We start from the raw sequence: 20,292 nt of genomic DNA on the forward strand, positions 1-20,292 counted from the left end.
CTTCTCCTTAAGGAACGCAAAGTGTTAAATAAAGTTCTGCCCCTGTTGCTGCTGATCGCTGCGCCGGCTCTGGCGGCCAAACCCGTTCTCACCGTGTATACCTACGACTCGTTCGCCGCCGACTGGGGCCCCGGTCCGGCAGTGAAAAAAGCCTTTGAGGCCCGCTGCGGCTGTGAGCTGAACTATGTGGCGCTGGAGGATGGCGTATCGCTGCTTAATCGCCTGCGCATGGAAGGAAAGAACAGCAAGGCCGACGTGGTGCTGGGGCTGGACAATAACCTGATTCAGGCGGCGGAAAAAACCGGCCTGTTCAGCAAAAGCACGGTGGATACCCGTGCACTGCAGCTGCCGGACGGCTGGCACAATGACACTTTTATCCCGTTTGATTACGGCTACTTCGCGTTCGTTTACGACAAAAACAAGCTGAAGAATCCGCCGCACAGCCTGAAGGAGCTGGTCGAAAGCCCGGAAAAATGGCGGGTGATTTATGAAGACCCGCGCACCAGCACGCCGGGGCTCGGTCTGCTGCTGTGGATGCAGAAAGTGTACGGCGATGAAGCGCCGGCGGCCTGGCAGAAGCTGGCCAGCAAAACCGTGACCGTCACCAAAGGCTGGAGCGAAGCTTATGGTCTGTTCCTCAAAGGCGAAAGCGATCTGGTGCTGAGCTACACCACCTCGCCGGCTTACCACATTATTGAAGAGAAAAAGGATAACTACGCCGCCGCGCCGTTCAGCGAAGGCCACTATCTGCAGGTAGAAGTGGGCGCGCAGCTCGCCAGCAGCAAACAGCCGCAGCTGGCGCAGCAATTCATGCAGTTTATGGTGTCGCCAGCGTTTCAGCGCACCATTCCCACCGGCAACTGGATGTATCCGGTGATCAAAAGCGATTTACCCGCCGGTTATCAGGCGTTGCCGGTGCCTGCTAATGCGCTGCAATACACCCCGACAGAGGTGGCTGACCATCGCGCGGCGTGGATTAGCGCGTGGCAGCGCGCCGTCAGCCGCTGATGCCCGGCTGGCTGCTGCCCGGAGCGCTTAGCGCACTGCTCTTGTGTGCGGTCGCGCTGCTGGCGCTCGGTGCCCTGCTGCTCGCCGCGCCGGCCACCGACTGGCGCGCGCTGCTCAGCGATAGCTATCTGCACCATGTGCTGGCGTTCTCCTTTGAACAGGCGCTGCTGTCAGCGCTGCTCTCGGTGCTGCCAGCCATTCTGCTGGCCCGCGCGCTCTATCGCCGCCGCTTTACCGGCCGCACCCTGCTGCTGCGCCTGTGCGCCATGACGCTGGTGCTGCCGGTGCTGGTCGCCGTATTCGGTCTGCTGAGCGTCTATGGGCGCAGCGGCTGGCTGGCGCAGCTTTGCGCCGCCGTCGGTATCGACTATCACTTCTCGCCGTACGGCCTGCAGGGCATTTTGCTGGCGCACGTGTTCTTTAATCTGCCGCTGGCGACGCGCATGCTGCTGCAGGCGCTGGAGAGCATTCCCGGCGAGCAGCGCCAGCTGGCGGCGCAGCTCGGTCTGCGCGGCTGGTCGCTGTTTCGCCTGCTGGAGTGGCCGTGGCTGCGCCGTCCGCTGCTGCCAACGGCGGCTCTGATCTTTATGCTGTGCTTCGCCAGTTTTGCCACCGTGCTGGCACTGGGCGGCGGTCCGCAGGCCACCACGCTGGAGCTGGCCATTTATCAGGCGCTTAGCTTTGATTACGATCCCGGCCGCGCCGCGCTGCTGGCATTGTTGCAGCTCGGCTGCTGTCTGCTGCTGGTGCTGCTCAGCCAGCGCTTCAGTAAAGCGATTCCGGCCGGTAGCCAGACGGTGCACGGCTGGCGCGATCCGCAGGATTCCTGGCGCGCACGCGTCGCGGATACGTTGCTGATTACGCTGGCACTACTGTTACTGCTGCCACCGCTGGCGGCGGTACTGGTCGACGGCTTACGGGGCGGCATTGCCGGCGCGCTGCAACAGCCCGCGCTATGGCAGGCCACGTGGACGTCGCTGCGTATCGCACTCGGTGCCGGTGTGCTGTGCGTGCTGCTGACCATGATGCTGCTGTGGAGCAGTCGCGAACTGCGCCAGCGTCAGCAGCGCTTCGCCGCGCAGGCCATGGAACTCAGCGGAATGCTGATTCTGGCGATGCCGGGCATCGTGCTGGCAAGCGGGTTCTTTCTGCTGTTCAACGCCACCGTTGGCCTGCCGCAGCGTGCCGATGCGCTGGTGATCTTCACCAACGCGCTGATCGCCATCCCCTACGCCATGAAAGTGCTGGAAAATCCGATGCGCGATCTCAGCGCGCGCTACGCTCAGCTGTGCGCCTCGCTGGGCATCAGTGGGTTTACTCGCCTGCGGCTGATTGAACTGCGGGCGCTGAAACGTCCGCTGGCACAGGCGCTGGCCTTTGCCTGCGTGCTGTCGATTGGGGACTTCGGCGTGGTGGCGCTGTTCGGCAGCGCCGATTTCCGCACCCTGCCGTTTTATCTGTTCCAGCAGATTGGCGCCTATCGCGGTGCCGATGGCGCGGTAACCGCGCTGCTACTGCTGCTGTTATGCCTGCTGCTGTTTACGCTGATGGAAAAATTACCGGGTCGCCATGCTGACACTGAATAACCTTACTTATCTCTACCAGCATCTGCCGATGCGCTTCAGCTTTAGCGCACAGGCCGGTGAACGTCTCGCCATTCTCGGCCCGAGCGGCGCGGGCAAAAGTACCCTGCTGAGCCTGCTCGGCGGCTTTCTGCCGGTGAGTCAGGGCAGCCTGCTGATCGATGGCGTCGACCACACCCGCAGCGTGCCTTCCGCGCGACCGGTATCGATGCTGTTTCAGGATAACAATCTGTTTCCGCACCTGACGGTGCAGCAAAATCTGGGGCTGGGCCTGCATCCCGGCCTGAAGCTGACGCGCGAACAGCAGCAGCAGGTACAGCAGATTGCGGAGCAAACCGGGCTGGAATCGATGCTGACGCGTCTGCCCGGCCAGCTCTCCGGCGGTCAGCGCCAGCGCGTGGCGCTGGCGCGCTGCCTGCTGCGCAATCAGCCGGTACTGCTGCTGGACGAACCGTTTTCGGCACTCGATCCGGCGCTGCGCAGCGAGATGTTACAGCTGGTGCGCGCGGTGTGCGAGGCGCGCACTATCACGCTGCTGATGGTGTCGCACAGTCTGGAGGATGCGCAGCAGATTGCGTCACGCAGCCTGGTGATTGTTGACGGTCGGGTGTACTGGGATGGCAGCACCGCCAGCCTGCTGCGCGGAGAAAGCCCGGCGGCCGCCATCCTTGGCGTATCACCGCGTTAAGCGAAGAACACCTTCCACAGCAGCTGCAGGAAAATTGGCATCATCGGGTGGAACAATAGCGCAATAAAGGCACCCACACCGATGAGCGCCATTAGCGGAGCCAGCCAGCGCAGCCGCGCCTGCGGCAGATAAGGCGTAGCCCAGTCGACGCTTTTGCCGCTGCGCCACCAGCGCCACAGCAGCCAGCCGCCGATCCACAGCAGCAGCGCCACCGCCAGCAGCAGCCATTTGAAGCTGTCGCCCTGCGCCGCCTGCGGCACGTCGATCGCCACGCCCGCCAGAATGCCCGGCATCAGGTAGGCCGGCGGCCACAGGATGCAGCCGATAATGTTCGGCGGCAGGAATTTACGCACCGGCAGCTCCAGCATGCCGGCCGCCAGCGGAATCAGCGGACGCGTCGGTCCGACAAAGCGCCCCACGAGGATGGTAAACATACTGTGCTGATGCAGCGCGTGCTCGGTTTTATCCAGCAGCCCTTTGTATTTTTGCAGGTATTTCCAGCGGTGCAGCGGTCCCTGGAATTTCCAGCCAATGCCGTACGACACCCAGTCGCCAATCAGACAGCCGGCCAGCCCGGCGGCCCACGCCGGATAGAGCCCGATTTGTCCGCTGCCCACCAGCGCGCCGAGGCTGGCCATCAGGACCGTTCCCGGCAGCAGCAGGCCGACAAACGCCAGCGACTCAAGAAAGGTCACCAGCGCCACGGCAATCAGCGCGTACTCCAGCGATTGCGTAAACAGGTGTTGGATCCAGGCTTCCATAACTATCCTCTGCGGAATATAGAGGCTGGATTGTCCTGAGACAGCCCCACAGCGTCAAGCAATTCCCCGCGCTGCCGCACGCCCGCGCCGCGCGGACGACGGCACCACCGGCAGTACACTGTATAAACATCCATGATATACTGAAATGAATTCATTCTCCGGAGTTAACGTGACCGAACCGCGCGCAGGATTTTTGCTGACTCGCCACTGGCGGGATACCCCGACCGGCAGCGAAGTGGTGCTGTGGCTGGCCACCGACCAGGGCCCGCAGCGCCTGGTGCTGCCTGCGCAGGAGTCAGTGGCGTTTATTCCCCAGGAGTTCCAGGCGCAAACCGAAGCGCTGATTCGCGACGAGCGCCATACGCGCCTGCAACCGCTGGATCTGAAAGATTTCCGGCGCCGACCGGTGCTGGGACTCTATTGCCGCAGCCACCGACAGCTGCAAAGCATCGAAAAACGCCTGCGTGAAAACGGCATTGCGGTGTATGAAGCAGATATCCGCCCGCCGGAACGCTACCTGATGGAGCGCTTTATCACGGCGCCGGTGTGGTTCAGCGGCGAGCCGCGCGGCGACAGCCTCGTCAACGCGCGCCTCAAGCCGCATCCCGATTACCGTCCGCAGCTGAAATGGGTGTCGCTCGACATCGAAACCACCGAGCACGGCGAGCTGTACTGCATCGGGCTGGAGGGCTGCGGCCAGCGCCAGGTGTATATGCTCGGCCCCCCGAACGGTGATGCCAGCCAGCTGGATTTTGAGCTGATTTACCTCGACAGCCGGCCACAGCTGCTGGAGCAGCTTAACGCCTGGTTCGCCCGTCACGATCCCGATGTCATCATCGGCTGGAACGTGGTGCAGTTTGACCTGCGCGTGCTGCAAAAACATGCCGACCGCTACGGTATTCCGCTGCGTCTTGGCCGTCAGCAGCAGCCGCTGGAGTGGCGCGAGCACGGCTTTAAGCCCGGCGTGTTCTTCGCTCAGGCCAGCGGCCGGCTGGTGATTGACGGTATCGAGGCGCTGAAATCGGCGTTCTGGGACTTCGCCTCATTCAGCCTCGAAGCGGTGTCGCGCGAGCTGCTGGGCGAAGGCAAAGCCATCAACAACCCGTGGCAGCGCATGGAAGAGATCAACTGGCGCTTTGCCCACGACAAACCGGCGCTGGCCACCTACAACCTGAAGGATTGCGAGCTGGTTACGCGTATTTTCCAGCACACCGCGATCATGCCGTTTTTGCTGGAGCGCGCTACCGTCAATGGCCTGGCAGTGGATCGCCACGGCGGATCGGTGGCGGCGTTCAGCCACCTGTATATTCCGCGAATGCACCGCGCCGGCTTTGTCGCGCCTAATCTCGGCGAAGTGGCACCGGAAGCCAGCCCTGGCGGCTACGTAATGGATTCGCGCCCCGGACTGTATGATTCGGTACTGGTGCTGGATTATAAAAGCCTCTATCCGTCGATCATCCGCACCTTTCTGATTGATCCGGTCGGGCTGGTCGAAGGCCTGGCGCATCCGGATGACGCCGATTCGGTTCCCGGTTTTCGCCACGCGCGCTTTTCGCGCCGCACCCACTGTTTACCGGCGATTGTCGGGCAGATCTGGCAGGGGCGCGAGGCCGCCAAACGTGACGGCAACCAGCCGCTGTCGCAGGCGCTGAAAATCATCATGAACGCTTTTTATGGCGTACTTGGCACCAGCGCCTGTCGGTTTTTCGATCCGCGCCTTGCTTCGTCGATTACCCTGCGCGGCCACGCCATCATGCAGCAAACGCGTGAGCTGATTGAAGCCGAAGGTTTTGACGTGATTTACGGTGACACCGATTCTACTTTTGTCTGGTTGAAAAACGCCCACAGCGAAGCCGATGCCGCCGCGATCGGCCAGCGGCTGGCCGGGCACGTCAATCGCTGGTGGCAACAGCATCTGCAGCAGACTTACGGTCTCGACAGCGCGCTGGAGCTGGAGTACGAAACCCACTTCAGCCGCTTCCTGATGCCAACCATACGCGGGGCCGAACAGGGCAGTAAAAAGCGCTATGCCGGACTGATTCGCCGCGACGGCGACGAGCGGCTGGTGTTTAAGGGGCTGGAATCGGTGCGCACCGACTGGACGCCGCTGGCGCAGCAGTTCCAGCAGACGCTGTATGGCCGCATCTTCCGCGGTGAACCCTGGCAGGACTACATTCGCGACACGGTAGCACAGCTGCTGGCCGGTGAGCTGGACGATCTGCTGGTGTATAAAAAGCGCCTGCGCCGGCCGCTGAAAGATTACGAACGCAACGTGCCGCCCCACGTGCGTGCCGCGCGCCTCGCCGATGAACATAACCGTAAACTGCAGCGTCCGCTGCAGTATCAGAACGGCGGATCGATCCGCTACGTCATGGCCACCGCCGGGCCAGAGCCGCTGGAAGCGCGCAGCACGCCGCTGGATTACGATCATTACGTCAGCAAACAGCTAAAGCCGATCGCCGAGGGGATTTTACCGTTTGTCGGCGATGACTTTGCTACACTGATCACCGGGCAACTGGGGCTTTTTTGACAGGTGACGAATGCCCTGCCATCCAGTACCATAGCGCCCTTCCTGATTCTCACCGCGTGCACCAGCTGACCAGATAACTGTCTGGCGGTGGGGTATTGTCTGAGAGCAGGCGAACGTCTTTCTATCTTTTAGAGAATCGAGCAAAAAATATATGGTTTTTACACTGGGTCAACGCTGGATTAGTGATACGGAAAGTGAGCTGGGACTGGGGACAGTCGTGGCGCTGGATACGCGCATGGTCACACTGATGTTTCCCGCCACCGGCGAAAACCGCCTCTATGCCCGTAATGATTCTCCGGTCACCCGCGTGATTTTTAATCCGGGTGATACCGTCACCAGCCACGAAGGCTGGCAGATGCAGGTTGATGAAGTCCGCAACGAAAACGATTTAGTGACTTACATCGGCACGCGTCTTGATACCGACGAAAGCAACGTGGTGCTGCGCGAAGTGATGCTCGACAGCAAACTGGTGTTCAGCAAGCCACAGGATCGCCTGTTTGCCGGCCAGCTGGACCGCATGGATCGCTTCGCCCTGCGCTTCCGCGCACGCAAATACCAGAGCGAACAGTATCGCCTGCCGATTAGCGGCCTGCGCGGCATGCGCACCAACCTGATTCCGCATCAGCTGCACATCGCGCATGACGTCGGTCGCCGTCACGCGCCGCGCGTGCTGCTGGCCGATGAAGTCGGCCTGGGTAAAACCATTGAAGCCGGGATGATTATCCAGCAGCAGCTGCTGGCCGGACGCGCCGAGCGCGTGCTGATCGTGGTGCCGGAAACCCTCCAGCACCAGTGGCTGGTGGAAATGCTGCGCCGCTTCAACCTGCGCTTTGCCCTGTTTGACGACGATCGCTACACCGAAGCGCAGCACGACAGCGACAACCCGTTTGATACCGAGCAGCTGATTATCTGCTCGCTGGATTTTGTCCGCCGCAATAAGCAGCGGCTGGAGCTGCTGGCCGAAGCTGACTGGGACCTGCTGGTGGTCGACGAAGCGCACCATCTGGCGTGGAGCGAAGCCGCGCCGAGCCGCGAATATCAGGTTATCGAACAGCTGGCGGAAAAGACCGCCGGCGTGCTGCTGCTGACCGCGACGCCGGAGCAGCTCGGCATGGAGAGCCACTTTGCCCGTCTGCGCCTGCTGGACCCGAATCGTTTCCACGATTTCGCGCAGTTCGTGGCCGAGCAGCAGCACTACCGCCCGGTGGCTGACGCCGTCAGTTCGCTGCTGGCCGATCACGCCATCAGCAAAGACGAGATGAACCTGATCAACGATCTGGTCGGCGAGCAGGACATCGAGCCGCTGCTGCAGGTGGCGAACAGCGATCGCGACGGCAAAGACGACGCGCGTAAAGAGCTGATTTCGATGCTGATGGATCGCCACGGCACCAGCCGCGTGCTGTTCCGTAACACGCGTAACGGCGTGAAGGGTTTCCCGAAACGCGAACTGCATCAGATTCGCCTGCCGCTGCCGGCGCAGTATCAGACGGCGATTAAAGTCTCCGGCATTATGGCGGCGCGCAAAACGGCGGAAGAGCGCGCGCGCGACATGCTGTATCCCGAGCAGATTTATCAGGAATTTGAAGGCGACAGCGGCACCTGGTGGAACTTCGACCCGCGCGTTGAGTGGCTGATGGGCTACCTCACCAGCAACCGTAAAGAGAAAGTGCTGGTGATTTGCGCCAAAGCCGCCACTGCGCTGCAGCTGGAGCAGGTGCTGCGCGAGCGCGAAGGCATCCGCGCCGCGGTGTTCCATGAAGGACTATCAATCATCGAACGCGACCGCGCGGCCGCCTTCTTCGCTTCGCAGGAAGATGGCGCCCAGGTGCTGCTGTGTTCGGAGATCGGCTCGGAAGGGCGTAACTTCCAGTTCGCCAGCCGGCTGGTGATGTTCGATTTACCGTTTAACCCGGATCTGCTCGAGCAGCGTATCGGCCGTCTTGATCGTATCGGCCAATTGCATGACATCCAGATTCTGGTGCCGTGGCTGGAGAAAACCGCCCAGGCAGTGCTGCTGCGCTGGTACCACGAAGGGCTGGACGCGTTTGAGCACACCTGCCCGACCGGCCGCACCATCTACGACAGCGCCTACCCGCAGCTGATTGAGTATCTGGCCGCACCGGACAACCCGCAGGGGCTGGACGACTTTATCGCCCAGAGCCGCAAACAGCACGACACGCTGAAGGCGCAGCTGGAGCAGGGGCGCGACCGTCTGCTGGAGCTGAACTCGAACGGCGGCGAAGCCGCGCAGGCGCTGGCTGATGCCATCGGCGAGCAGGATAACGACACCGAGCTGGTGAACTTTGCGCTCAACCTGTTTGATATCGTCGGGATCAACCAGGAAGATCGCAGCGATAACCTGATCGTCCTGACGCCGTCTGACCACATGCTGGTGCCGGATTTCCCCGGCCTGCCGGAAGATGGCTGCACCGTAACCTTTAACCGTAACCAGGCGCTGTCACGCGAAGATACCCAGTTCATTACCTGGGAACATCCGCTGATTCGCAACGGCCTCGACCTGATTCTCTCCGGCGATACCGGCAGCTGTGCGCTGTCGCTGCTGAAGAACAAGGCGCTGCCGGTGGGCACGCTGCTGGTAGAGATGATCTATGTGGTCGAAGCACAGGCGCCGAAGCACCTGCAGCTTACCCGCTTCCTGCCGCCCACGCCGGTCCGCCTGCTGATGGATCGCGCCGGAAATAACCTCGCCGGCAAGGTGGAGTTCGAAAGCTTTAACCGTCAGCTCAACGCAGTCAATCGCCATACCGGCAGCAAGCTGGTGAATGCGGTGCAGCAGGATGTGCATCACATTCTGACGCAGGCGGAAAAAGTCATCGTGCCGGAAGCGCAGGCGCTGATTGCGGCGGCCAAAGTTGAGGCCGATGAGAAGCTGAGCGCCGAGCTGTCGCGCCTTGAAGCGCTGAAAGCGGTCAACCCCAACATCCGTGATGATGAGGTTGATGCGCTGGAGAGCAACCGCGAGCAGGTGCTGGCCAGCCTCGGTGAAGCCGGCTGGCGGCTGGATGCGCTGCGTCTGATCGTTGTGACACACCAATAATCGCTGAGGCCGCGCTGAATCATGCTGATGGAACCCTACAATCCGCCGCTCGACCCCTGGCTGCATATTCTGTATCAGGACGAGCACATCATGGTGGTTAACAAGCCGAGCGGTTTGCTGTCGGTGCCTGGCCGCCTTGAGGAGCACAAGGACAGCGTGATGACGCGCATCCAGCGTGATTTTCCGCAGGCGGAGTCGGTGCACCGGCTCGATATGGCCACCAGCGGTGTGATTGTGGTGGCGCTGACCAAGGCGGCTGAGCGCGAGCTGAAGCGGCAGTTTCGCGAGCGCGAGCCCGCGAAGCAGTACGTGGCGCGCGTCTGGGGACATCCGGCAGCGGAACAGGGCATGATCGATCTGCCGCTGATTTGCGACTGGCCTAACCGGCCGAAGCAGATGGTGAGTGTGGAGCTGGGTAAGCCGGCGCAGACGGAGTATCAGGTGCTGGCGTATGACGCCGATAACAGCGCGCGGGTGCAGCTGAAGCCGATCACCGGCCGTTCACACCAGCTGCGCGTGCATCTGCTGGCGCTGGGGCATCCGATTCTCGGCGATCGCTTCTATGCCCATCCCGAGGCGTTAGCCATGGCGCCACGCCTGCAGCTGCACGCCGAATCGCTGACCATTACCCATCCGGCGTTTGGCAACAGCATGACGTTTCGCCAGCCGGCTGATTTTTAAGGGGCCGCCGCCCCTTATTTAAAGCCCTTCTCTTTGCGAATCAGGTCGTACGCGGCCTGAATTTCCTGCGCTTTCTGCTTCGCCATCTCCATCATCTCCGGCGGCAGACCTTTCGCCACCAGCTTATCCGGATGGTGCTCGGCTATCAGCTTGCGGTAGGCGCGCTTAATGGTGGTGCTGTCGTCGCTGCTTTTCACCCCCAGCACGCTGCAGGCATCTTCCAGCGTCGGGCCACGTTTCGCCTGCTGATAAGCGCCGCCGCCGTACGACGAACCGCCACCAAACTGCTGGCCGCCCTCCATCATGCGCAGGAACTGGTCGAACTGCGCGCGGGAAATCCCCAGCTCTTCCGCGATGACGTACAGCACCTGACGCTCGTTGGGATGCAGCGAACCATCAGCAAACGCCGCCTGGATTTGAATTTCCAGAAACATCCGAATCAGGTCGAAACGGCCAAAGCAGGCGCTGCGCAGCTCGCGCAGTTTGTTACGTAACGGATATTCGCTCTGCTTACCTTCACGAAACGCACGCTGCGCCGCAGTACGCGCCTCGCCATGCAGCTGCATGCGATCCATAAATAAAGAGGCAATCTGGATATCCGCTTCGGTGACGCGCCCTTTCGACTTGGTCAGATGGCCCATCACCTGAAACGTGGTGCTGAAGAACAGCGTCTGACGCGCCTGATTATTGGCGAAGTAGCCCTGTCCCTTCACGCTGCGCACTTTGTCAAACAGATGACCAATGATCAGACCCAGTACGATGCCCCAAAAGCCTGCTCCGGAAAGTAAGCCGAGAGCCAGACCAATAACTTTTCCCCAGTAGCGCATAAACTCCTCAATTCGCCATGCTTGCGGCTGAAAATTGCATTATCATACCTGTCATTTATCTCCGCGCCTAACGGCAACGCAGGCAGAGCAGGATTAACACTGGCGCAACGCCGGGCGGTACGTTAGTCTCTGTCCGGATTGTCGGCATGATGCCAGTTTTCATGGAATTATCGAAACCGCGTATGAAAAAACGTATACCTACCCTGCTGGCTACCATGATTGGTGCAGCGCTTTATAGTCAGCATGCACTGGCCGACGATCTGATGTCGCAGTGTATGCTGGGCGTGCCGAGCTACAACCGTCCGCTGGTCAGTGGCGACGCGAATTCGCTGCCGGTAACCATCAACTCTGACTCAGCAAAAGGGAACTATCCGAACGACGCGGTGTTCACCGGCAATGTTGATGTGCAGCAGGGGAACAGCCGTCTGGTTGCCGACGAGATGCAGTTGCATCAGCGTCAGCAGGACGGACAAACGACGCCGGTGCGTACCGTCGATGCGCTGGGTAATGTGCACTATGACGACAACCAGGTCATCCTGAAAGGTCCGAAAGCCTGGTCCAATCTGAACACCAAAGACACCAACGTGTGGAACGGTAATTATCAGATGGTCGGCCGTCAGGGTCGCGGTGATGCTGACCAGATGAAACTGCGCGGTAATAACCGCTATACCATTCTGGAAAACGGCAGCTTTACCTCCTGTCTGCCGGGTTCCAACAGCTGGAGCGTGGTCGGTTCGGAAGTGATTCAGGACCGTGAAGAAGAAGTGGCGGAGATCTGGAATGCGCGCTTCAAGCTCGGCAACGTGCCGGTGTTTTACAGCCCGTATCTGCAGCTGCCGATTGGCGACCGCCGCCGCTCCGGCTTCCTGATCCCCAACGCGAAATACGGCAGCAATAACGGCTTCGAATTCATGCTGCCGTACTACTGGAACATCGCGCCTCAGGCCGATGCCACCATTACGCCGCACTACATGAGCAAGCGCGGTCTGCAGTTGCAGAACGAGTTCCGCTACCTGACGCAGTTTGGTGCCGGCCTGTTAGAGCTGGACTATCTGCCGTCTGACAATCAGTACAACAAAGATAAAGCCGCGCGACCGTCGGTGCAGAACGACAGCAACGACGACCGCTGGCTGTTCTACTGGCGTCACTCCGGCGTCTACGATCAGCACTGGCGCTTCAACGCGGACTACACCAAAGTCAGCGATCCTTATTACTTCAACGATCTTGATTCGAAGTACTACAGCTCGACTGACGGCTACGCCACGCAGAAATTCAGCGTAGGCTACGCTGATACCAACTGGGATGCGACGCTGTCCAGCAAAGACTTCCAGGTGTTTGGTAATACCAGCAGCCAGAACGTGTACCGGGCGATGCCGCAGCTGGATGTCAATCTGTACCAGAACGATATCGGGCCGTTTGACGGTCGCATCTATGCGCAGGCGGTGAAGTTCACTAACGTCAGTAACCGAATGCCGGAAGCGACGCGTTTGCACATCGAGCCAACGCTCAACCTGCCGCTGTCCAACGGCTGGGCCAGCCTGGATACCGAGGCAAAGCTGCTGGCGACGCATTACCAGCAGGATAACGTTAATTACTACAACGAAAATATCGATACCACCCGCACCAATCAGCTGAAAGAGTCGGTCAACCGCACCCTGCCACAGTTCAAGGTAGATGGTCGCCTGGTATTTGACCGCAATATGGACTGGGCCGAAGGCTACACCCAAACGCTGGAACCGCGCGTGCAGTACCTGTATATCCCGTACCGCAACCAGAGCAACATCTATCCGTACGACTCCACGCTGCTGCAGACCGACTACACCGGCCTGTTCCGCGATCGCACCTACAGCGGCCTCGATCGTATCGCTTCGTCTAACGAAGTGGCGACCGGCGTGACCACGCGTATTTATGATAACGATCTGGTTGAACGTTTTAACGTTTCCGTGGGTCAAATCTACTCGTTTACCCCGTCTCGTACCGGCGTAAACCAGACGAATAAAGAAGATGATACCGGTAGCCTGGTGTGGGCGGGTGATACTTACTGGAAAGTCAGCGATCGCTGGGGCGTGCGCGGTGGCTTGCAATACGATACGCGGCTGGACAACGTTTCCCAGGGCAATGCCATTGTGGAATACCGTCGTGATGCCGACCGTATGGTGCAGCTGAGCTACCGCTACAGCAGCCCGGAGTATGTGGCGCAGGCGTTGAATAACCCCAGCTATGTCACTAACCCGATCTACAAAAACGGTATCTCGCAGGTGGGCGCCACGGCCAGCTGGCCGATTGCCGATGCCTGGTCGCTGGTGGGAGGTTACTACTATGACACCCGTAACAGCCGTCCGGCCGAGCAGCTAGTCGGTCTGCAGTACAGCTCCTGCTGCTACGCCATTCGTCTGGGTTACGAACGCAAGATCAACGGTTGGGAAAACAACGACAGCAAGTATGACAACCAAATCTCATTCAACATTGAGCTGCGTGGTCTGAGTTCTAACTATGGCTTAGGCACCAATGAAATGCTGCGTCAGGGCATCATCCCTTATCAGCGCGCTTTCTGATGTTGTGATATTTGACAGGCTATCCCGCAGTGCGGAAACAACAATGGATAAAGTATGAAGAACTGGAGAATGCTGATTCTTGGTGTGGCGATTACCGCTAACACTGCGTTCGCAGCCCCACAGATGGTCGATAAAGTTGCCGCAGTCGTGAACAACGGCGTGGTGCTGGAAAGTGACGTAGACAACATGCTGCGCACGGTGAAGTCACAGGCGCAGCAGGCTGGTCAGCAGCTGCCGGATGACAAAACCCTGCGTCATCAGATCCTTGAACGCCAGGTCATGGACGCCATCATTCTGCAGATGGGCGAAAAAGCCGGTCTGCAGGTGAGCGATCAGCAACTGGATCAGGCGATACAGAATATCGCCGCGCAGAACCGCATGAGCGTTGATCAGCTGCGCAGCCGTCTGGCCTATGACGGGATGAACTACAACGATTATCGCGCGCAGATCCGCAAAGAGATGCTGATCTCTGAAGTGCGTAACAATGAAGTGCGTCGTCGCGTCACCATTCTGCCGCAGGAAGTGGATACGCTGGCTAAGCAGATCGGCTCGCAGAATACCCAGGGCACCGAACTTAACATCAGTCAGATTCTGCTGCCGCTGCCGGAAAATCCAACTCAGCAGCAGGTTGACGACCAGGAAGCGCTGGCGCGTCAGCTGGTGGGTGAACTGAAAGGCGGTGCCGATTTCGGTAAACTGGCCGTGACCTACTCTGCCGATCCGCAGGCGCTGAAAGGCGGCAACATGGGCTGGGGCAAAATTGAAGAGCTGCCAACGCTATTCTCGCAGGCGCTGAGCAGCGCGAAGAAAGGCGACATCGTCGGCCCAATCCGCTCTGGCGTTGGCTTCCATATCCTGAAAGTGAACGATCTGCGCGGCGAGAGCAAAAACATTTCGGTCACCGAAGTGCATGCCCGCCACATTCTGCTGAAGCCGTCACCGATCCTTACCGACGATCAGGCACGTCAGAAGATTGAACAGATTGCCGCAGACATCAAGAGTGGCAAAACCACCTTCGCCGCTGCCGCGAAACAGTTCTCCGACGATCCGGGTTCAGCGAACCAGGGCGGCGACCTCGGCTGGGCGTCACCGGAAATCTACGATCCGGCGTTCCGTGATGCGCTGCTGAAGCTGCAGAAAGGCCAGGTCAGCGCGCCGGTGCACTCCTCCTTCGGCTGGCACCTGATTCAGCTGCTGGATACCCGTCAGGTGGATAAAACCGATGCCGCGCAGAAAGAGCGCGCTTACCGTCTGCTGTTCAACCGTAAGTTTGCCGAAGAAGCGCAAACCTGGATGCAGGAACAGCGCGCCAGTGCTTACGTGAAGATTCTGGATGGCAATGGTCAGTAATTATCGTGTGGCGATCACGCCCGGCGAACCCGCCGGGATTGGTCCCGATCTCGCCGTTGCGCTGGCTCAGCGTGACTGGCCGGTTGAGCTGGTGGTGTGCGCAGACGGCGACGTGCTGCGCCAGCGCGCGGCTCAACTGGGTTTGCCGCTGACGCTGCGTGACTATCAGCCCGGCGTGGCACCACAGCCGCAGCAGGCCGGTACGCTGACGCTGCTGCCCATCGCGACGGCGCAGCCGGTGACCGCCGGCGAACTGACGGTCGCCAACGGTCATTACGTACTGGAGACGCTGGCCCGCGCCTGCGACGGCTGCCTCAGCGGCGAGTTTGCCGCGCTGGTAACCGGTCCGGTGCACAAAGGTGTGATCAATGACGCCGGCATCCCCTTCACCGGTCACACCGAGTTCTTCGCTGAGCGCGCCGGTGGCGATCGCGTGGTGATGATGCTGGCGACCGAAGCGTTGCGCGTGGCGCTGGCCACCACGCATCTGCCGCTGAAAGATGTCGCGGACGCCATCACCCGTGACAGCCTGCATGAAGTGATCACCATCCTGCATCAGGATTTGCAGCGTAAGTTTGGCATTGCGCAGCCGCATATCTTTGTCTGCGGCCTCAACCCGCATGCCGGCGAAAGCGGTCACATGGGCCGGGAAGAGATCGATACCATCATTCCGGCGCTCGACGAACTGCGCCAGCAGGGCCTGCAGCTCACCGGTCCGTTACCGGCCGATACGCTGTTTCAGCCGAAATATCTGCAGCACGCTGATGCAGTGCTGGCGATGTATCACGACCAGGGCCTGCCGGTGCTAAAATTTCAGGGATTTGGTCGCGCGGTGAATATCACCCTCGGCCTGCCATTTATCCGTACCTCTGTTGACCACGGCACCGCGCTGGAACTCGCCGGTCTGGGCAGCGCAGAGCCGGGCAGCTTTATTACGGCGCTTAACCTCGCCATCACTATGATCAAGAGCAGTAATGAATAATCGCGTCCATCAGGGGCACTACGCCCGTAAACGTTTCGGGCAGAACTTCCTGAACGATCAGTACATTATCGACAGCATCGTCTCCGCTATTCATCCGCAAAAGGGTGAAGCCATGGTGGAGATTGGCCCAGGGCTGGGTGCGTTAACCGAGCCGGTGGGCGAGCGTCTTGATGCGCTGACTGTCGTCGAGCTGGACCGCGACCTTGCCGCGCGTTTGCAGACGCACCCGTTCCTCGGTCCTAAGCTGACGATTTATCAGCAGGATGCGATGACCTTCGACTTCTCCGCGCTGTCAAAGGAGCAGGGTCAGCCGCTGCGCGTGTTTGGCAACCTGCCGTACAACATCTCGACGCCGCTGATGTTCCACCTTTTCAGCTATACTGGTTCGATTAAAGATATGCACTTCATGCTGCAAAAAGAGGTGGTTAACCGTCTGGTAGCCGGCCCGGGCAGTAAAGCTTACGGGCGTCTCAGCGTGATGGCGCAATATTATTGTCAGGTGATTCCGGTGCTGGAAGTGCCACCACAATCGTTCACCCCGCCACCGAAAGTGGATTCGGCGGTAGTGCGTCTGGTGCCCTTTACCCAGCCACCGTATCCGGTCAGCGATGTGCGTTTACTGAGCCGTATCACCACCGAAGCGTTTGGTCAGCGACGCAAAACCCTGCGTAACAGCCTGGGACACCTGTTTACGGCCGGTGCGCTGGATGAACTCAACATCGACGCCTCGCTGCGGGCAGAAAATGTCACCGTGGCGCAGTATTGCCAGCTGGCAAACTGGCTGGGCAATCATCAGGCTGAATCTGCGGAGAACTGAGTGCATGAGTGAACTGGCCCGCGTTTGTGTTCAGGTACTGAGTCAGTATGTGGAATCGCAATCCTCTCCCGATGAGGATCGCTACGTGTTCGCCTACACCATCACTATTCGTAATCTCGGGCGCAACAGCGTGCAGCTGCGCAGCCGCTACTGGCTGATCACCAATGGCAACGGGCGCGAGACCGAAGTGCAGGGTGAGGGCGTGGTCGGTGAGCAGCCGCATATCGCGCCCGGCAATGAGTTTCAGTACACCAGCGGTGCGGTTCTGGAAACGCCGATGGGCACCATGCAGGGACACTATGTGATGATCGACGAAGAGGGCGAGACCTTCCACGTGGAGATTCCGGTGTTCCGCCTCGCGGTGCAAACCCACATTCACTAATTCCTCCTCCGCCCGGCCCGTCCGGGCGGCGCGTTTTCATCGGACTGACTTAATGAGTACATACCTGATTGGCGATATTCACGGCTGTTATGACGAATTACGTGCGCTGCTGGCGCAGGTCAATTTTGATGCGCAGCAGGACGAGCTATGGCTGACCGGCGACCTGGTGGCGCGCGGTCCGGGTTCGCTTGAAGTGCTGCGCTACGTCAGGTCGCTCGGAGACTGTGTGCGCATGGTGCTGGGCAACCATGACCTGCATTTGCTGGCAGTGTATGCCGGTATCAGCCGTAACAAGCCCAAGGATCGCCTGACGCCCCTGCTGGAAGCGGACGATGCCGACGAGCTGATTAACTGGCTGCGGCGCCAGCCGCTGCTGCAGGTAGATGAAGAGAAAAAGCTGCTGATGGCGCATGCTGGCATTACGCCGCAGTGGGATCTGGAGACGGCACAGCAGTGCGCGCGCGAAGTTGAGGCGGTCTTATCCAGCGACAGCTATCCGCTGTTTCTCGATGCCATGTATGGCGACATGCCGAACAACTGGACACCGGAACTGAGCGGACTGGCGCGCCTGCGTTTTAGCACCAATGCGCTGACGCGCATGCGCTTCTGTTTCCCCAATGGTCAGCTCGATATGATCTGCAAAGAGGCACCCGCCTCAGCGCCGCCGCCGCTGAAACCGTGGTTCCAGGTGCCCGGCAAAATCAGCAGCGATTATACGCAAATCTTTGGTCACTGGGCTTCGCTGGAAGGAAAAGGCACGCCAGAGCATGTGATCGGGCTCGACACCGGCTGCTGCTGGGGCGGAACGCTGACCCTGCTGCACTGGGAGAGTGGCCAGTATTACACCCAGGTCTCGAACCGTGACCAGGCCATGGCGGAAAGCGCGGTGAATGCGCCCTCCCCCCTGAGCGATATGCAGTAAACAAAAAGCCCCGCGATGTTAGCGGGGCTTTTTTTCGGTCGCCATAAATGGCGACCCTACAAAGACAATCTGTACCGTGACAGCCATCAGCCTGATATTGCGCAGGTTTATCGCGTCATAAACAGCGATTGATCCCTGCCTTTACAGGCTGCGCATTCATATTGCACCGTTTTTACAGGCTGCGCATTCATGCGCACCTGGCCACAATCAACGGCGGCGATCCAGAATCTCAAAGCAGTAACTGTGCGAATTCTGCGCATCGGCATCGTGGAACTCACTGAACGTCGACTGCCACTCGTCCGGCTCGTAATCCGGGAACTGGGTGTCGCCTTCCACTTCCGCATCGATATGCGTCAGATAGAGACGATCGGCGCGCGCCAGCATCTGCGCATAAATCCGGCCACCGCCAATCACCATGATCTCTTCTGCCTCACCCGCTGCGGCAATTGCCTCTTCCGGCGACGTCACCCAGGTCACGCCGTCATGGTTGCCGGGCTGGCTGCTGACCACAATATTCAGGCGTCCCGGTAACGGGCGACCAATCGATTCAAAGGTCAGACGGCCCATAATCACCGGTTTGTTCAGCGTGTTGCGCTTGAACCACGCGAGGTCGGCAGGCAGGTGCCATGGCATGGCGTTTTCCATGCCAATAATACGATCTGCTGCCAGTGCCGCGATCAAACTAATCATGTTAAAAGACCTACAGGAAAAAAATTGGCGCAATGATACGTAAAGGTGAAACTTTCGTCGATAGGACGACCGTGCTATTTACGTAAAGCCCGCTTGGCTCGGCGTTTTGTCTGAGCGACAGAGTTTTACTCCGGCTTTGCGGCCGTTAGCGGAAAGAGCCGCCAGAATTCGCGGTGAAGACGCTACAACTCAGGGTGATGCTCCACGCTGACCGCGCGCTGTGTAAAGAAAAGCGCACTGTGCCCGCCCCAAAAAAAACGGCTCCCGCAGGAGCCGTTGATTTACGCATCAGAAATCGTAGCGCAGGCGCACCAGATTAACGTTGCCCAGTGATTTATCGGTACTGGAGGTGATCACGTACTCGTAGTCGACGCGGAAACCGTAGTCGAGCTGCGCGCTGACGCCCACGCCGTTATCGATACGCTTGTAGTTACGTCCGTTGACGAACTCCAGACGATCGCCCATGAAGTAAGGCTGGATGCTCTTCACAGCATACTGGCCGATCGGGAATTTATAACCGGCGAAGTATTCAACGCCCCACGCATCATCCGCGAAGTAGTTGTTAACGGTGTTGCGTTTGGTTGGCGAGAAGTTCTCATACCAGCCTGCACCGGCGGACAGCGTCCAGTTATCCGGCGTCCAGCTCAGCGCGGTGCCGTAGATATTCTGGTCGTAACGCTTGCTGTCGCCATTGCCCGGATTGCGGATATCCGCGCGGGTGTAGTTCCACGCGGTGCCCCACGCCAGATCTTTGGTGATGTGATAGTTCACACCCAGCGAACCGCCGCCCTTACGCTTGTAGCGCAGGCCGTTGCCCGGCAGATAATCGTCATCTTCAAACAAATAAGCGGCATAGACATCCGCATCGCCAAAGGTGTTTTTATACTTCAGCATCTTACGCGAGCGGTAAGATCCGTCGTAGTCACCGTTGATGCCGTTGCCCGGTGCCTGGGCCAGCATATCGTAGTCCCAGATATCGGTTTTAGCGCCGACGACATCGTAATAAACGCTGTTCTGCTGGCCAAAATAGAGCTCGCCCAGCGATGCGCTTTTGAAACCGGTATACAGCTGGCGACGCGTGGTGTTGTGGGCACCGTCCGCATAGTGGTTATCCCAGCCCCACCAGGCCGGGAAGTTAACGCCCAGCTCGTAGTAACCCACCCAGCTGACATCGTCAAACAGATAGTAGTTGGCGCTGAAGCGGAAACGTGAACCGCCGTCGTAGCCGTTACGCTTATACGATTTATCGTTAACCCCGTTCTGATGCAGATACTGCGGACGAATACTGCCGCCCACTTTGAAATCGAGACGGCTAAGCGGATCGCCGGCCTGCGGATCCTGCTTCAGCAGGGTGATTTCCGCCTGACTGGCGAGAGGTGCAGCAACAAGTAACGCAGCCACTGCGCTGAGAGTGAAAGCACGCATTTTCATTTTTATATCCCGTAAAGGTGAGCGCTC

16 protein-coding genes are annotated in these 20,292 nt (G+C 59.5%); 12 read left to right on the forward strand and 4 right to left on the reverse strand.

What is annotated here, in order from left to right:
• The first annotated feature begins 21 nt into the window (after positions 1-21).
• The 3 genes from thiB to thiQ are packed head-to-tail and all read left to right on the forward strand — an operon-like array spanning position 22 to position 3,279.
• Positions 22-1,008 carry a thiamine ABC transporter substrate binding subunit gene (thiB, locus tag K7H94_RS15405; protein ID WP_058759638.1) on the forward strand — a complete coding sequence of 329 codons (987 nt, stop codon included), beginning with the start codon at positions 22-24 and terminating at the stop codon, positions 1,006-1,008.
• Positions 984-2,594 (forward strand): thiamine/thiamine pyrophosphate ABC transporter permease ThiP, encoded by a 1,611-nt coding sequence (gene thiP / locus K7H94_RS15410; RefSeq protein WP_222951291.1) that lies wholly within the window; start codon positions 984-986, stop codon positions 2,592-2,594. Before thiB ends, thiP begins: the two co-directional genes overlap by 25 nt.
• The gene (gene thiQ, locus K7H94_RS15415) at positions 2,578-3,279 is read left to right on the forward strand and encodes a thiamine ABC transporter ATP-binding protein ThiQ (protein ID WP_215800380.1); all 702 of its coding nucleotides are present in this window, start codon (positions 2,578-2,580) and stop codon (positions 3,277-3,279) included. Before thiP ends, thiQ begins: the two co-directional genes overlap by 17 nt.
• On the opposite strand, the gene K7H94_RS15420 is transcribed toward thiQ, so the two are convergent.
• A complete protein-coding gene (locus tag K7H94_RS15420; protein ID WP_058759640.1) occupies positions 3,276-4,040 on the reverse strand; it encodes a DedA family protein in 765 nt (254 codons plus the stop codon). The genes thiQ and K7H94_RS15420 overlap by 4 nt on opposite strands.
• A gap of 169 nt (positions 4,041-4,209) precedes the next feature.
• Here K7H94_RS15420 and polB point away from each other — a divergent pair, with 169 nt between their 5' ends.
• From polB to rluA, 3 genes are all read left to right on the forward strand, one after another.
• Positions 4,210-6,570, forward strand: a complete 2,361-nt coding sequence (polB, locus tag K7H94_RS15425) for a DNA polymerase II (RefSeq protein WP_058759641.1) — start codon at positions 4,210-4,212, stop codon at positions 6,568-6,570.
• 151 nt (positions 6,571-6,721) lie between these two features.
• Complete coding sequence (gene rapA, locus K7H94_RS15430; protein WP_222951292.1) at positions 6,722-9,628, forward strand: RNA polymerase-associated protein RapA; 2,907 nt, start codon at positions 6,722-6,724, stop codon at positions 9,626-9,628.
• A 21-nt stretch (positions 9,629-9,649) separates the two neighbouring features.
• On the forward strand, positions 9,650-10,309 hold the full coding sequence (gene rluA / locus K7H94_RS15435) for a bifunctional tRNA pseudouridine(32) synthase/23S rRNA pseudouridine(746) synthase RluA (RefSeq protein WP_021507583.1): 660 nt from the start codon (positions 9,650-9,652) through the stop codon (positions 10,307-10,309).
• A gap of 14 nt (positions 10,310-10,323) precedes the next feature.
• Here rluA and djlA read toward each other — a convergent pair whose 3' ends face one another.
• On the reverse strand, positions 10,324-11,136 hold the full coding sequence (djlA, locus tag K7H94_RS15440) for a co-chaperone DjlA (protein WP_222951293.1): 813 nt from the start codon (positions 11,134-11,136) through the stop codon (positions 10,324-10,326).
• 182 nt (positions 11,137-11,318) lie between these two features.
• Here djlA and lptD point away from each other — a divergent pair, with 182 nt between their 5' ends.
• Genes lptD through apaH form a run of 6 tightly spaced genes read left to right on the forward strand, consistent with a single transcriptional unit; the run spans position 11,319 to position 18,144 of the window.
• Entirely contained in the window at positions 11,319-13,691 is a 2,373-nt protein-coding gene (lptD, locus tag K7H94_RS15445) for an LPS assembly protein LptD (protein ID WP_230857095.1), read from the forward strand.
• Positions 13,692-13,745: 54 nt separating this feature from the next.
• Positions 13,746-15,041 (forward strand): peptidylprolyl isomerase SurA, encoded by a 1,296-nt coding sequence (gene surA, locus K7H94_RS15450; RefSeq protein WP_031279707.1) that lies wholly within the window; start codon positions 13,746-13,748, stop codon positions 15,039-15,041.
• Positions 15,031-16,023 (forward strand): 4-hydroxythreonine-4-phosphate dehydrogenase PdxA, encoded by a 993-nt coding sequence (gene pdxA / locus K7H94_RS15455; protein WP_166719837.1) that lies wholly within the window; start codon positions 15,031-15,033, stop codon positions 16,021-16,023. Before surA ends, pdxA begins: the two co-directional genes overlap by 11 nt.
• Positions 16,016-16,840, forward strand: coding sequence for a 16S rRNA (adenine(1518)-N(6)/adenine(1519)-N(6))-dimethyltransferase RsmA (gene rsmA / locus K7H94_RS15460; protein WP_021507587.1), 825 nt, complete (start codon positions 16,016-16,018; stop codon positions 16,838-16,840). The genes pdxA and rsmA overlap by 8 nt, the downstream gene beginning before the upstream one ends.
• Positions 16,841-16,844: 4 nt before the next feature.
• Positions 16,845-17,222, forward strand: a complete 378-nt coding sequence (gene apaG, locus K7H94_RS15465; protein WP_021507588.1) for a Co2+/Mg2+ efflux protein ApaG — start codon at positions 16,845-16,847, stop codon at positions 17,220-17,222.
• Between the two features lie 52 nt (positions 17,223-17,274).
• Positions 17,275-18,144 carry a bis(5'-nucleosyl)-tetraphosphatase (symmetrical) ApaH gene (apaH, locus tag K7H94_RS15470; RefSeq protein WP_058759644.1) on the forward strand — a complete coding sequence of 290 codons (870 nt, stop codon included), beginning with the start codon at positions 17,275-17,277 and terminating at the stop codon, positions 18,142-18,144.
• 207 nt (positions 18,145-18,351) lie between these two features.
• Here apaH and folA read toward each other — a convergent pair whose 3' ends face one another.
• Together folA and K7H94_RS15480 are read right to left on the reverse strand one after the other, a co-directional pair.
• Positions 18,352-18,834: a type 3 dihydrofolate reductase gene (gene folA / locus K7H94_RS15475; RefSeq protein WP_031279709.1), complete on the reverse strand. Its 483-nt coding sequence runs from the start codon at positions 18,832-18,834 to the stop codon at positions 18,352-18,354.
• A 288-nt stretch (positions 18,835-19,122) separates the two neighbouring features.
• Positions 19,123-20,265: a porin gene (locus tag K7H94_RS15480; RefSeq protein WP_058774843.1), complete on the reverse strand. Its 1,143-nt coding sequence runs from the start codon at positions 20,263-20,265 to the stop codon at positions 19,123-19,125.
• Between the last annotated feature and the right edge of the window lie 27 nt (positions 20,266-20,292).

Source organism: Pantoea dispersa, assembly GCF_019890955.1.
In the GTDB taxonomy this organism is placed as follows: domain Bacteria; phylum Pseudomonadota; class Gammaproteobacteria; order Enterobacterales; family Enterobacteriaceae; genus Pantoea; species Pantoea dispersa.